Origin of the sequence: Phocaeicola sp. ICN-14070 (genome assembly GCF_037892625.1) — a bacterium.
GTDB lineage: Bacteria > Bacteroidota > Bacteroidia > Bacteroidales > Bacteroidaceae > Phocaeicola > Phocaeicola plebeius.
The window spans coordinates 31,363-47,582 of the sequence record NZ_JBBKBF010000004.1; the positions used below are offsets into that span (position 1 = coordinate 31,363).

Annotated in this window: 8 protein-coding genes and 1 pseudogene; 1 reads left to right on the forward strand and 8 read right to left on the reverse strand. The window is 37.5% G+C overall.

Features of this window, described 5'->3' with window-relative positions; genetic code table 11:
• Positions 1 to 27 precede the first annotated feature (27 nt).
• From WKT20_RS02040 to WKT20_RS02070, 7 genes are all read right to left on the reverse strand, one after another.
• A complete protein-coding gene (locus tag WKT20_RS02040) occupies positions 28 to 2,514 on the reverse strand; it encodes a glycoside hydrolase family 31 protein (protein WP_340416740.1) in 2,487 nt (828 codons plus the stop codon).
• A 181-nt stretch (positions 2,515 to 2,695) separates the two neighbouring features.
• Positions 2,696 to 4,852, reverse strand: a complete 2,157-nt coding sequence (locus WKT20_RS02045; RefSeq protein WP_117702027.1) for a glycoside hydrolase family 97 protein — start codon at positions 4,850 to 4,852, stop codon at positions 2,696 to 2,698.
• A gap of 14 nt (positions 4,853 to 4,866) precedes the next feature.
• A complete protein-coding gene (locus tag WKT20_RS02050; RefSeq protein ID WP_118244006.1) occupies positions 4,867 to 6,666 on the reverse strand; it encodes a glycoside hydrolase family 66 protein in 1,800 nt (599 codons plus the stop codon).
• 20 nt (positions 6,667 to 6,686) lie between these two features.
• Positions 6,687 to 8,204, reverse strand: coding sequence for a SusF/SusE family outer membrane protein (locus WKT20_RS02055; protein WP_117702029.1), 1,518 nt, complete (start codon positions 8,202 to 8,204; stop codon positions 6,687 to 6,689).
• Positions 8,205 to 8,223: 19 nt separating this feature from the next.
• Entirely contained in the window at positions 8,224 to 9,774 is a 1,551-nt protein-coding gene (locus WKT20_RS02060) for a RagB/SusD family nutrient uptake outer membrane protein (protein WP_118164529.1), read from the reverse strand.
• Between the two features lie 18 nt (positions 9,775 to 9,792).
• A complete protein-coding gene (locus WKT20_RS02065) occupies positions 9,793 to 12,822 on the reverse strand; it encodes a SusC/RagA family TonB-linked outer membrane protein (protein ID WP_340416741.1) in 3,030 nt (1,009 codons plus the stop codon).
• A gap of 214 nt (positions 12,823 to 13,036) precedes the next feature.
• Positions 13,037 to 14,683: a DUF6377 domain-containing protein gene (locus tag WKT20_RS02070; RefSeq protein WP_278453680.1), complete on the reverse strand. Its 1,647-nt coding sequence runs from the start codon at positions 14,681 to 14,683 to the stop codon at positions 13,037 to 13,039.
• Between the two features lie 182 nt (positions 14,684 to 14,865).
• Here WKT20_RS02070 and WKT20_RS02075 point away from each other — a divergent pair.
• Positions 14,866 to 15,030 (forward strand): annotated as a pseudogene (locus WKT20_RS02075) (DUF4491 family protein); the annotation flags it as partial.
• A 175-nt stretch (positions 15,031 to 15,205) separates the two neighbouring features.
• Here WKT20_RS02075 and WKT20_RS02080 read toward each other — a convergent pair.
• Positions 15,206 to 16,219 carry a glycoside hydrolase family 53 protein gene (locus WKT20_RS02080; protein ID WP_117670127.1) on the reverse strand — a complete coding sequence of 338 codons (1,014 nt, stop codon included), beginning with the start codon at positions 16,217 to 16,219 and terminating at the stop codon, positions 15,206 to 15,208.
• Position 16,220 lies beyond the last annotated feature (1 nt).

The window sequence follows — 16,220 nt, forward strand, 5'->3', positions numbered from 1 at the left end:
AAAACATACATATCTACGACCTGCATATTATTGTATAATACTCATCTCCAACGCTTCCCCACTATCAGGAACAAGCACATTTAAAATTTGCATTTCCTTGTCATAACTCCATATTACAGCATCAGCAAATATATTTTCCTGGTCATGTAATTTTTCAGGCTTTACTTTTTTTTGTTTTTTCCCAGCAATCACAACTTTCTGAGGAGATTTTTCTACATAAAATCGGAAAATCATATTCCGCTTAGATGGTAACTGGTAGTTACTACCCTCACGTGGGGAAATAGCAATTTCAAACCCTTCAACTGTTGTTTTCACATTAATCGGAGTCTTCAAGAACTCGTCTTTTAAATATCCCAAGTCGGTCCCTTCATCTTCATACAAAAGGAAAGAAGCACTCTGACCTTCTACTGCTGGAAAGACTTCAAATATAACAGGATATTCGGGATGTTCATCAATATAATTCATCACTGGCATAGTAGGAATGATTGATCCTTGCTTTACAAACATTGGGATACATGACAATGGTGCATCCACTGTCAACCACTGTTCTCCCGAGTAAAGCGTCCTTTTATCATTATAGCTCAACCAGTTACCCTCTGGCAAATACAAGTTCTTGGTTTTCGCATTTTTCTTTACGACTGGAGCTATAAGCAATTCTTTACCAAACATAAACTGTGCATCTGTATCAAGTGTTTCCATATCATAAGGATATTCAAGAAACATTGGACGCATAATTGGCAATCCTGCATCATGAGCTTCGCGAGCATACGTATAGATATAAGGAATCAATGAATATTTCAATTCTATAGCTTTTTTCACATTCTGTTCTGCTTCTTCCCCAAAAAGCCATGGTTCAACTGCATTGTTACCTTCATGATGAATACGACTTAACGGATTAAAAGCCCCCATCTGTACCCAACGTGTATAAAGTTCAGCCATTGCTGAATAATCTTTAATATCTCCACAATATCCTGATATATCAGTTGTAGTAAAAGGTATCAAGCCTAATCCTGCAGAAAGTAATACAGGAATCTGATTAGCCATCTGCGCCCATCCCTGCGTTACATCGTCACAGTTTCCACTATCACCAGTCCAACCAAAAGTATAACGCTGCAATCCTGCATAAGCAGCACGAGTCATTTGAAATACACGACGATTGGGATTACGTTTTTCAAACTGCTCTTTCACAACTTTGTCCCAAGTTAACCCATAGACATTGTGAATCTCATTATGCATTCCCAAATGATGTTTCATTACCAAACGATCCACATCCTCTTCATTACTCCAAGCAGGCTCACCCATATCCGTCCAAAATCCACTGATACCGTCATTTATAGGCTTTTGCTGATATGCTCCCCACCAATCTGCTACCTCAGGCTTTGTAAAATCTACCACACCACAGTTTCCACCCCATGGCCAAGGCATATCATAAGTTTTGCCTGTTGTTGAATCAGTTACAAAATAACCAAGACTATCAGCCTCCTGCCACTGTTTTTTATTAGATTGAGAAATAACAGGATCTTGTGATACTACAACCTTAAAACCTTGTGATTTCAAATCTGCCAGCATCTGTTTAGGATTCTTATAATTACCTTTACGCCATTCAAAATCTTGCAAGTTCTGAGTCCAACCAATATCTTGATAAATAATATCGCAAGGAATACCACGCTTTCTATATCCAGTTGCAATCTCCCGTGTTAAATCCTCACGAGTGAGCATTCCACGACATTGAGCAAATCCCAAAGCCCATTTGGGTGGCATAATTGGCTTTCCTGTCAGTCCTATATAATGCCCCATAATTTCCTTATAGTCCTTGCCAAACATGAAATAATATATCATTTCACCACCTGGAGCTTCAAAACTATAATAATCTCGACTCTCTGTTCCAAACTTAAACTCTGTTTTATAAGTATTATCTAAAAATATACCATAACGATAATTACTCATAAAAAACGGAATACTCTTATATAAAGGATCATCAGCTACACCATAGCAAGGCCGATCACTATTCCACATTTTATATGTTTCCCCTCGTCGATCTAATTTACCGGTTTTTTCTCCCAATCCAAAAAAATGCTCATCACGCCTCAGCATTTTATATTCTACCTTCTTTTCACCTTCACAAGTCCGGCCATCACCATAATCACTAAAAATAAGCTTTTGATATTTATCAAAAACCTGGAGCTTCAAGGGGGATTTATTAACGCGTATTCTCAATACAGGTGTAAAAATCTCATAACAAGACGCTTCCTCATTCACATTGACTACTCCCACATCTTCCAGTTCTTCATTAATAACAGCAAACGAAGAATTTAACCGTTGTAATTTCCCGTCTGGAGAGTACCATATCCGAACTACGGATTGCCCACACAATTTCAATTGAAAAGCTGCACCATTATCCAAATGAAATGTTACTTCACGCCCTTGTTGCGAAAATGACTTACAAACAGGCACTGCAGCTTGCACTACGACTGACACAGCTAGCAACAACCATCCAACAATATATCTAAACATAGGCTTATGATTTATAATTATAATTCTCTAACTTTACAATCTATCCAAGACTCAATTAATTTATATCACATAGAGTAAAGTTCTTCATCCTAAAAAAAGAATAAGCACCTCTGTAAATCTAACCTCACAGAGGTGCTAACATCAAAGTTCTAATTAGTTATATCAACCTTTATAATAAATATTATTTTATAGGCGATACAGATAGTTTTTTCAACCCCTTCATTTCGTCTGAATTTGTAACCTCAAATAGACTTACAGCATACCCACCTGCTTCTACCGTATTTATTTTTAGTTTGTTCTTAGAGTTTACAAGTCCTTTTACAATCTGATATGATTGAGGATTTAACTTATAATCAGTATCTTTAGTATCAGCATATATGGTAGCTATATAATTCTTCCCTTTTTCCAAAAAATCAAGTGAAATAACTGATTGATGATTAGCATTACCTGTAGCACTACCAATAAACCAATTATTCGTTCCCTTTTCTTTTCGAGCCACAGTTACATATTTCCCTGGTTCTGCTTCAAGATAAATACTATTATCCCAATCAACCGGTACATCTTTTATAAATTGAAAAGCATCCATAAAACGCTCATAATTTTCTGGAAGATCTGCAGCCATCTGAAGAGGGCTATACATCGTTACATACAATGCTAATTGATTTGCCAATGTAGCATTTACGTGTGAGCTATTATTTGGATTTAATTTGGAAATATTCATTTCAAAAATACCTGGTGTATAATCCATCGGCCCTCCTTGAAGTCTCGTAAAAGGCAAGACTGTCGTATGAAATGTTTTACTGCCACCAAAAGCCTGATACTCCGTTCCACGTGCAGATTCATTTCCAATCAGATTAGGATATGTACGACAAAGTCCTGTAGGACGAACTGCTTCGTGAGCATTCACCATTATTTTATGTTTAGCAGCCTCTACAACACAATACAAATAATGATTATTCATCCACTGCCCATAATGGTGTTCACCATAAGGCAAGATATTTCCCACATACCCACTTTTTACGGCTGTATAGCCATATTTATTCATTAACTGATAAGCCTGTTCAAGATGTCTCTCATAATTACGAGATGAACCAGATGTTTCATGATGCATCATCAATCTTATTCCTTTATCATGTGCGTATCTATTCAACTGTTCAATATCAAAATCAGGATAAGGAGTCACAAAATCAAAAACATAATCTTTTTGATTTCCAAACCAATCTTCCCAACCAACATTCCATCCTTCTACCAACAACTGATCGAATCCATGTTTCGCAGCGAAATCAATATACTTCTTCACATTTCTTGTATTAGCAGGATGATTACCATTAGATTTTACTTTCCGATAATCCGTTTCTCCAAGCTTCACGGACGGAATATCATTAGTATAGCTCCATGGCTTCCCTCCAGCAATCATCTCCCACCATACCCCCATATATTTTACAGGCTTAATCCAAGAAGTATCCTCAATTTTACATGGCTCATTCAAATTCAAAATCAAATGAGATGATAAAATATCACATGCATCATCAGAGACCATAACTGTACGCCATGGAGAATGACATGGAGTTTGTAAACGTCCTTTGAATCCGTCTGCATCAGGAGTAAGCCATGACTCAAATACTAAATTTTTATCATCCAGATTTAAATGCATACATGAATAATCAACCAAAGCTGCTTCATGCAAATTAATATACAACCCCTCATCTGTTTTCATCTGCAATGATGTTTGCACTCCTGTTGGGGAAAATACAGTTTGAGAAGCATTAGAAGTTACCGCATTAGACAATAATGAACGTATTTCTGACAATTTAGATTCTGTATAATCATATTCTTGTGTATCATAATCCCCAGGAATCCACCAAGCCGTATGATCACCAGTCATAGCAAACTGACTATGCTCCTCTTTTATTACAAAATAAACTAAATTTTTTTGCTGGGGAAATTCATAACGAAATCCAACCCCATCATCATATACCCGAAAACGAATATTCATATAACGATCTGTTGATGGCTGCTTCAACTCTGCAAGAAGTTCATTATAATGATTACGTATTTCTTTGACCTCACCCCATACAGGCTGCCAAGTTTCATCAAAAGTAGATGTAGTAGCATTAAGTTGTTCAAAGCCATCCATCAAATTCTTTCCATCACGTAATTCCAGACCTAATCTACTTTCTTTAATTACAGGTTTACCTTTGTAATCTACTTTATAAGTAGGTATCCCATTCTTTAACTGGAAATCAATTGAAACGATTCCATTAGGTGATGTTACCACATCAGCATCAACATTTAATGCTGAAAATAATAATGCAGATATAATTAATTTTAGCTTCATACTGTTTTTTATTCTTATTTATATTCAACAACCAACATGTTCCAATATTTTAATGAAGGCAAAGTAAACTCTAAACGGTTCCCATTTACCTTAAATGCAATTGGGATTACGGCTCCTCCGGCATAATCAGGTGATGCCATCCAAAGACCTTTCACAGAACGTGAAGGACAAATACTAAAGGAAGGGTTTTCAATTGTATTTGGTTCCGGCATAGTTCCATAATCATCACGCCATTCATCACTATCAGCTTGTGATAAATTCAACAAATGAATAACATCCTGATTTTCCAGACTACGCCCTATCGTACATAACTTTCCTTTAACCGGTGGCCAGGATTGCACCTCAAATTTACCGTCAACAGATACAATATCGACATTAGTTGTCAATGAACCACCATCACGCAGCACATTCTGATAAGCAGTCATAAAATCATAATAATGAATTATATTCTTTTTTAAAGCCTCCGTCATTTTCAAATTGTCATTAGGGAAATACTCCTTGCACAACATGTGAGGACCAAGTTCCAAATGCGAACCTCCCAACGCAAACATCACCGCATCGGTCAACAAGATCCCAGGAGTATTAAATTCACCTACATTTTCAGCCAACCAATAGTTCATATAGGCTGCAAATACGGTATTCAACTGATTGCCAGAGTATTCATTATTCTCATCTATAATTGTTTTCAGATGACTAAATTTCGCCTCAGTACGGTCATTATCTTTACCCCATACCTCATTATACAAAAAATCGACCTTTCCTGTTTTGGCTATCTGTTCTGCGCCATAGCGGCTGACAGCATTCATAATCAACCTCTTATCTGGATGTGCCTGCTTCATTGCCTTTATAAATGACGCATAACCTTGTGGCAAATCAACTTCCTTACCATATACATTAAATACGGTTCCTCTGTTTCCCAACTGGTCTATCTGATAACCATCAAAAGCAAAATGATTATATACGTCTGTATTACGTTGTATCAAATAGTCCTGCCATGCCTTATTCCCCGGATCTGTCAAATAAATATTACTTTTCCAACTATCAGGCAATTCATGGCAATCACGCGTTTTTGCCTTATAATCTTTGAAAAGCCCCCAGCTATCTTTCACACCATCCAAATTCGCATCATCCAAAGCACCAAAACAAAGATTATAAAAAATGGACTTCATCCCCAAAGCATGCTGCACCTCAATATACTTTTCCACAGTTTCCGTATATACATCACGACTGGCAATATCCTTATACACAGGCATAATCTGTCCATCACGAGTACTTCCTAAAGGCCAATGATGCTTATTATGCCAGTCTTGGAATTGTACACCATTAATGTGGCAACGGCTCAAATAAGACATCTCATCCTTTATATCTTCATCCGATTTCTGACCAAACTCTGCCACAAATCCATACCTAGGAAATCGTTTCCAATCGCTAGAAGCATCAACCGCAATTGTTCCGTAAATTACTTCCTTATCATCCGATGATGCATAAATATCAACCATATAACCTGTAAAATCTACAGTTGGAAGAGTCCACGTCCATGACGAACCAGCCAAAGGTTGTTCTTCAATTACTTCATCCAAATGACGATAACGAATTTTTGCGTTCGACGGAATGTCACCTAAAATACCAAAACTTACTGTTTCTCCTGGTGCATAACAAGCTTTATCCGTAAATAAAGAAATACCAGTTCCTTCCTCTATTTTAACAGAAACTTCACCTCCTTCATATTCCAAATTTGCCATTCCTGCTCCGTCATCGTTCTTACATGCAGTAAAAAGGAGAAAAATTCCTGCCAAGTAAATTATTTTTTTCATGATAAACAATTCTAATTTAATCAATTCTTCTGAACTAAGAGTTTTTCTGTAGCTTGATTCAGGGTAATCGTATAGTTTCCCGGATCAGTCACAACCCATTTATTATCTAAGCTTCCATAACCATAATCTGGATTCGTTTTATCAATCCAGTACATATCATATTCACCTGCTTCAAATGTAAGACCATTTTCTACAGCCATAAACCAAGCTCCCATCCAATCAGACTGGTTATCACAGGTAAACTTAATTTCACCTGCTGTCAGATTTCCAGTCCACTGATAAGTATATTCGTCAATCTTTGTCATTGGAGCAGAAGAAGGCAAAGTCCAACCTGCAGGAGTAGCATCACCTAGCAAAGAAATTTCCGTATAAGGTTCAAAAGGAGCCATCACCATTTTTTCCTGGCCTGTTGTTATGTCCAAACGAATCTTATAAGCCTTTCCGCATTCTTCTTCTTTCAAAACCCATTTCTGATCTGTACCACCCAATTTTACATTAGTATCCGTATACGGAGCTTTATCTTGAGTTGCCATATACATATTATCCCAACTTCCATCCATGGTTCCAAACTTAAACTCACCATCAGGAGTCCATGTAAATACATCACCATATAAAAATACGAACGGATTCACAGGATCTTGCTTCATCGGTTTAGAAGTCCAATTAGTAAAGCTACCGACAAAATACAAAGTATTAAAAGCTGGAGCCGCTGGAGTACTCTTGACTATATTCAGAGTATTATTCAACAAATCAATCGTAAGCTTATAGGTTCCGGTTTCTGTTACCTGAAAATTCAAGTCATCTACCGTATCATCAACTTTTTGAATAATATTTATGGTCATACCATCACTTAATATTTGTTCTCCATCAGGAGCACAAACATAAGCAATAGAAGAAAAGTCCATTTGAGTAAAGAACTTAAAATCCTTACCCTCGGTCAATGTTGCAGTAATATTAAAAATACCAGGTTGCTGGTTATCAACCAGACTGCACACTCCCATTTGTTCTACATACCATCCACCTTCCGTCGCATCACCACAAATATATAATGTCTCAGAAACCGGTTCATAAGTAGTCACTTTAAAAGAAACAGAAGAATTCTGCTCATAGTCTTCATAACCAACAACCTCTGCAATCACAGTTGCTTCAACTTCCACTGTTTCACCGTATGTCAAACTAATTCCAGCAGCATGCAAATAATCATTTAATTCTCTAACTGTAAAAGCATAAGAAAGTTCCTGATCATTAAATCGCTTATTTAACAATGGTTCTGTTGGTTCGGTACTTCCTTTCTCCCGCAGCTCCAACTTATAATTCAGCCGCGCTCCTGTCCCATAATTTGTACCACTAGTCCACTTTAATGTTAGAGCTGTCAAAGCCGCATCATTTTCATTAAGATTAATCACCTCCTTATCAGCAGTCAATGTCAGCACATCATAGCCTTTATTTGTTTCAGTCAAATCCTCTGAACAAGAACTTAACGTAAAAACACAACAAAGCAATACGGATAAATAAAAAAATATATTTTGAACTCTCATAATCTATAAGTTTAAGTTATTAATAACCGGGGTTCTGTACCATCAATGCATTCGCATCCATTTCTACTTGTGGAATAGGTAGTAACATACGGTCTTTAGTTGCATTTACCTTGCCAATAGAATTAAAGAACTTCAAGGCATAATCTCCCCCATCAATACGGATTAAATCAAACCAGCGATGACCTTCGAATGCAAGTTCCATCCGGCGCTCATGAATGATTTTCTCCTTCATTTCCTCCTTATTAGTTGACAGAAAGTCTCCTAATCCGGCGCGACGTCGTACTATATTCAATGGAGTTTGCGCCTGAACCGTTTCACCCAATTCATTCAAAGCCTCCGCCTTCATCAATAATACATCCGCATAACGGTAAGCTATAAAGTTCTGAGGACTTGTCTCTGCATCCTGATATAAATTTAAAGAAATAGGAATAATAAATTTACGCACATTACGCCCAGTCATAAAAGCATAACTTGCCTTATAGGACTTTCCATCAAAATCCGGACATCCTTCATAAAATACGGTAATATCTTTACGTTTATCACCTTCTTCATACGATTCAAAGAATTCATCAGTAGGTTGATTCCACCCATAAGAGCCATAAGTAAATCCAGAGTTACGAGGCCCCATAAATGTTGAACACCAGGATGACTGTCCATCATTTGCCCAAAAACCGCCCGTTCCTGCATTCTCTCCAGAATATTGTATTTCAAAAATAGATTCTGCACTATTCTTATTTTTAATTAAATTCTCATTCCATAAAGAAGCATAATCACAAGCTGCCAAATCATATCCCATCGTAGCGATCTCATCACATAAATCAACAACTGCTTGATAAAATCCTTCTTCGGGTGCTAAAGATGCATAGGTATTACCGTATGAAGCAAGAGTCAAATAAACTTTTGCTAACTGAGTGCAAGCGGCATCCTTAGTAACACGTCCTAAGTCAGCTGGAGCTAACTCATTTTTTTGAGGTAAGCGCTCTATAGCCTCCTTACAATCTTTTATAATCAGGTCATAGACTTCTGTTACTGTATTACGGGCAATGTCTTTAGGGTCACTAACTTTAGCCGGTTCTGTACGAATAGGAACTCCTCCAAAACAACGAACCAAGATAAAATAATAATGCGCACGTAAAAAATAAGCCTCACCCAAAGAACGGGTCAATATTTCCGGAGAAATATTATCCGCATTAGCTGATAAAGACTGAATGGCTGTATTGCAATTACCGATACCAGTATATCCTCCTCTCCATAATCCAACTGCAAGATTATTACTTGGAGTTGCATAGAAATTAGCAATTTCTTTTGTTTCAACTCCATCAGTACCTGTAGAAGGATCTCCCCCCGCTTCGCTATCACCGGCACAAATATCCATACTCCAGATACGCTGATTATAAAGATTCATAGACTGTAAAGACTGATAACATCCGTTAGTCATAGCTACAGCCAAATCATCGCTCATAGGAATAGTAGTACTAGGAGAATCCTTAGGATACTTTTCCAAAAAATCACTGCAAGAAGAACAAGTCAGCAAAGCAGATGCCAATATTATATAAGTAATATGTTTCATAATAATTGTTTTTTCAGATTAGAAATTAAAGTTGACTCCTAAACTAAGAGTTCGTGAAATAGGATAACGATTATTATCTATCCCATTAATATCTACTTCTGGGTCAAAACCAGAATATCCAGTAATAGTAGCCACATTATCGCAAGAAACAAACAGACGTGCATTCTCCAAGGTTAACTTCTTTATCCATTTTTGGGGGAAATTATATCCTAGCGTAATATTCTTTATACGCAAATAAGAGCCGTCCTCAACCCAACGGTCAGAAACACGATTATTCTTAGCTGGGTCATTCAGTACCGCACGAGGCATGACATAACTTGTTCCTTCCCCTGTCCAACGGTTCAGAACTGCCGTAGTCTGATTCGCAGCTCCAGCCATACCCTCATTCATTATATTATTTGCATTAAAAATATCATTTCCACTCACTCCCTGCAAATAAATAGACAAATCAAATCCTTTATAACTCAGATTATTATTCATTGAGAATATCCACTTAGGAGATGGATTACCGATAACAGTACGGTCATCTTCATTAATCTTTCCATCATTATTCAGATCTTTAAAACGAATATCTCCCGGACAAGTTTCTGTACTTTGGAATGCATGTGAATTAACTTCCTCCCAATTTTGGAAAATACCATCAGTCACATATCCATAAAAAGTATTTATCGGAAATCCATTAGCCAAACGAATTACATTTTCACCGGCAATCTCATTACGGAACATCGGTATGTTGCTATTTAAATCTACAATCTCATTGGTATTATAAGTCAAATTCAAACTAGTATCCCAGTTAAAATCCCCTCCGACAAAGTTATAAGTATGTAAAGCCAACTCAACACCTTTATTACGGACCTTTCCAGCATTAGTCTGACAACTTGAGACTGTTTCATCAAATCCGGCAGTAATAGGAACTGAAGCTGAAACTAACATATCCTTTGTATTCTTTACATAAGCATCCAAAGATAGGTTTACACGCGAATTAAACAAACTTAAGTCAACTCCGATATTGGCCTGATGAATAGCCTCCCAACGGATATCAGGATTATACAAACTTGTTGTAGTCAACGCATCGACAACCTTCCCTCCAAAAGCATATTTACGGATATCAAACAATGCTGCAAAATCATAATTACCAATTGAAGCCTGGTTACCAGTTACTCCATATCCTGCACGTAATTTTAAATCGGACACGACCTCACTTTGTGGAAACCAAGATTCTTTGGATATACGCCATGCTAATGACACAGAAGGGAATGTACCCCAACGATTATTTTCTCCAAAACGTGAAGAACCATCACGTCGTACAGTTGCCGTAACTAAGTATTTATCATCAAATGAATAGTTGACACGAGCCATATACGAAAGTAAAGCCCATTCGCTCATGGAACCCGTCAAGCTTGTTATTTCCTTCGCATTGGTCAACTGACTAAATTCATTAAATAAAAAGCCGGATACATTACCATTCATGTAATTATATTTATTCCACTGTGCAGAACTACCTACCATAGCATCTAAATGGTGCTTTCCAAAATCTTTATTAAAAGTAAAATAGTTATCCCACAAGTAAGTAAAAGATTTATCACTACTTTGGTACTTACTTGTTTCACCAGCTTCTCCAGAAGCAGTCCAGTCATACTTTGGATAAAGGTCCTCATAAAACCAAAATTTAGCATCATAGCCAAATGTTGACTTAAACTGCAACCAGTCACAAAACTTTATTTCTGCTGAAATATTAGCCAAGAGATTATATCCATCCGTCCGCTTGCTATCATTGTATATAGGCCCAATAGGATTACGCATCGTTCCGTACCAGTTAGCCTGTGAACGATTGTCGTAGTCCGGATAACCAGGATAGCTCCAGTCACCCTCATCTGTTTTAACCGGCTGTGTAGGAAGTGCCTTCATTGCACCGGCCACATCATAGCTTCCTGAAGTTTTAGTATCAGTAGAAAATGTCAGGTTATTTGAGAACTTCAACCAATTCAAAACCTGAGAGTCCGTGTTGGCTTGAAACGTAAAACGGCGATATTTAACGCTCTCTACCACACCTTTTTGCTCTAACAATCCACCAGAAACATAATAATGAGACTTTTCATTCCCTCCAGAGTAACTAACTGTATAATTTTGTGATAGTCCTGTACGGAACATTTCATCAAGCCAATCAGTACTTGAAGTCAATGAAGAAGGATCCGCCCACAAAGGATTTGTTGTTTGCCCAGCTGCAGAAAGCATATCATTGCTATAAGCTGCATACTGACTCGCATTCAACATATCTGGTTGATTCGTAACATTCTGTACAGCCCAATTAGCACTGAAAGAAAGCTTACCTTTCCCACTTTCTCCCTTTCTCGTAGTAACCATTACTACACCATTAGCACCGCGAGAACCATAAATAGCTGTAGCAGAAGCATCTTTTAGAACATCAACACGCTCGACATCTGCCATATTGATAGAATTAAGTCCTAAATCTGTAGGTACTCCATCAATTACTATCAACGGATTACTATCATTGATAGAACCAATACCACGTACTCGAATAGTAACATTATCTCCGGGCTTACCACTATCTATAATCTGCAATCCTGCAACTTTACCTTGCAGTGCCTGACCTACGTTAGATATTGGAGAGTTCTTCATATCCTTCGCTCCGACAGAACCTACTGCTCCTGTCAGGTCACTCTTTTTCATCGTACCATATCCCACAACAACTACCTCATCCAATAGTTCCGTGTCATCCTTCAAAGTAATAACGAGCGGCTGGTTACCTGTCACTGTTACATTCTGACTTGCGTATCCTATATAAGAAATCACCAAAACAGATCCTTTAGGAATACTTAAAGAGAATTTTCCATCAATATCCGTTATAGAACCATTCGACGTTCCTTCCTGGATAACATTTGCCCCAATAACAGGTTCTCCTGTAACATCCTTTACAGTACCTGTTACCGTAAGATTCTGACCAAATACACTTGCTGTAATAAATAGCCCTCCTAAAAGAGAAAGCGCTCGCTTCTTTTGTAGAAACCTTGAAGTGCTGTTTTGCATAAATTAGACTTTTAATTAATAAATTAGATGTAATATTACTACATCCTTTTCCAACAATGCAAAAGTATTATGCTAATATAAAAGTTTCAAGGCAACCAAGTATAAAAGTAGTAACTTAAGATATTCAAATAATCATAACTTTCTAATTATTATAATATTAGAGAATGATTCCAATGTCAAAAAAGTAGTAATCCAATAAATGAAAAGCAAGACGCTACTGCTCTAAACTACCAATTTGCATGACATATTTTTCAAATTCATCCCGATTGCAAGCCGCCTTATTCCGTGCCTTAGTTCGATAATTATAAATGGTAGTAACCGAATAGCGAAGGAACTGAGCTATTTTTACACTATCTGTAATACCTAACCGAATCAATGCAAAAATACGCAACTCTGTATTAAGCCGTTCATTAGGCTTTAAATGAACTTTTTCACTTTCAATTAATAGTTTATTAAAATCATCAACAAAAGTCGGAAACAGCAACAAAAAGGTATCATCAAAACTCGCATAAAAATCTTTTAATTCTTTATCAACCAGTCGAGAAGACTTCAACTGATGATACAATTCCTCAACCTTTCCAACCGCAGCTAATTTAGCTAAACTTTTACGGTATTCATCCAACTTCTCAATATACGTTGAGCATTGATCAAGATAACGTCCTATGTAAATCTCTTTTAAATAAGTATTCTCACTCAATGCGTGATTCAACTCCTTCAACTTAGCATTTGACAGGCACAAGTCATTGTTTAAATCCTGTAGTTTCCGGTTCGCATCTATTACTTGACGTCGTGCTACCGCCAGACGTTTCATCTGGTAATACATATAATAAACTCCTCCCAATAAAATAAATGACAAGATACAAATACAAATAAACATTATTTGTAACTTATGCTGCCGCCTTGCTTTTTCTAAATGATAAGCCTCATTTATCACCGGAAATATTTTCAAGGTTTCTATAATCCGTAAACGGGCATTACACATAGCTGCATCTTCCATACAAAGTTTCAAATAAGAATAAGCACGATCGAGGTCTCCCTCTTGATAAAGTAACACAGCCAGTTCTCTCAAGGAAGCATATTCTCTAACTCCCGATTTCATATCAGCTATAGCAGAAAGCAACAAACAGCGTTTCTGGTTCTCTTTATCTCCAATTAAAGAATAAGAGTTTGATAATGTATAATAAAGTATAGCCTCATCATGAACTTCCATTTTATGTTTATTAGTATAGTCTTCAAGCATTGCAATAGCTTCCTTACATTGACCATGAACATTATAACGATCAGCCTTAACAATTTGATAAGTAACAGACTCCTGATTATTTACCAGCAAAATAGAATCTCTATAAGAATCCGTTAATCTATTATATTGGCCTTTTTGGGCAACAGAAACCGTATAATCAGCCATATTCCCATAAACAGTACGATAAACATGATAATAATAAGGTCGCAAATAATCAGGCAACCGTTTCCGATTAACCTTTTTCATCAAATCCAGAGATTCTTTAAACATACCAGCAACTCCAGAAATCTCCGCCATATTCATTAAAGCATTTATCTGGTAATCCTCATTCTGGATACGTTGAGCAACTTCATAAATAGCACGAGCCACATGCAATGAAGAGTCAGCATTAAAAGAAGAATATCCAGAATATAACTCTCCTAATATATGATAACGTTGTTCATTAGTTTCTGAATTATCTAACATTTTATTCAAACGCTCCAAGTATTCCAAACGCTTCTTTATATACAAAGGACGTTCTTTAATTGCTTTATCAAGCTCTGATAACAACATAGGCATCTCATCTGCCATAGAAACAATAGCAAAAAAAAGCAGAAACAACGAAATCAAGAATTTCTTCATTCTAGATACAATAACTATAAGTTAAACCAAATTCAAATCTATCGTATGAACACAAAATTAATCAATTAAATGAAACAATAAATATTTCTTTCTCAAATTATAACTGATTTGAATATACCATAAATTTATTTCAATGCTCCAGCCGCCTTCTGTCCATAATGAGATAAATTACTGAAATATAGGTTATCGGTTCCGTACTGGTAAGTCAGATTCTGCTGTCGACCCTGTTGGGAGTTTTCTCATTCTCTTCTTTCTGGACCATCAAGGAGGTCTTCGAACAGCGCGAACGCGTGCTGAAAGGCTGGTTCCCGATGAATCCGAAACGGAAGAAAGAATACGAGCAGTAAGAAAACGGGTTCTAGAAGCAATATGACAACTTCCAGAACCCGTTTTTTACAGACATAGTAATGAAGCCATGATATGCTCCATGAAGGACTGAGCCTAATAATTAAACGTAATTGAAAATTACCTTATGAAAAAATAGAATGCAATAAAAAAAGGCTTTTCAAACTCTTACACTCACTAATTTTCCGTAAAGGCTTCCATAATGGCGGTAGGATGTCCATCGGCAGTAAATGCACCCAATACGTAAGGAGTGGGTTTACATTCGGGTTCCCAATAAAACACACCCCGGCATTTTCCTTCGGTTTCCATACGGGCTTGGCGGATGATACGGGCAAGCTGCGCTTTCCCTTCTTCCGGTTTTGCCGACTCCATTCCCGTTTCAACAATCATGACGGGGCAGTTATATTTTCGGCTCATCCGACGAATATTATCCATACACCGCGTTATCGCTTCATCAGCATTTTTAACGTGTTTGTACATAATCGACCAGTACGGATAAAGCGACATACCTATCATGTCCCATTTCCCTCCGTTAGCCTTCAGTCCGTCAAAGATATAATTATACAATTCGTTGTTAAACCCGTTGTCAAGGTGGACGATGACAGTCGTTTCCGGGAAAATATCTTTTACGGCATCATAACCTGCAGTGGTCAAGGCAGCATATTGCGGCATATTGGTGCTGGCGCGTCCCACCTCCCAAAGGAAACCGTCGCTGGTTTCGTTGCCCACCTGTACCCAGCGAGGTTTGATGCCGCTATTTTTAAGTAGCAACAAGACATCGCGTGTATGTGTGGCCACAGCTACCTTCAAATCTTCGAACGACAGGTTCTGCCAAGCACGTGGAATGGTTTGATGTGCAGGGTCTGCCCAAAAATCGCTATAATGAAAGTCTACCATCAGCTCCATGTCGTTTGCTTGAGCGCGCTTAGCCAGTGTAAGCATATCTTCCTTGCTGCTCCATCCGTCTTCAGGGTCTACCCACACGCGCAGACGGATGGCGTTAAGCCCTAATTCTTTCATCAGGGCAGTACATTCACGTTCTTCGCCTTTCTGATTATAAAACCGGTGCCCTTCTGCTTCGAGTTGGGTAGTCCAACTGATGTCGGCACCTTTGTAGAACGTAGTGTCTGTTTGTCCATACGCGTGGAAGGAACAAAGAGCCATCCACGCAAGATATATTATCTTCTTCATA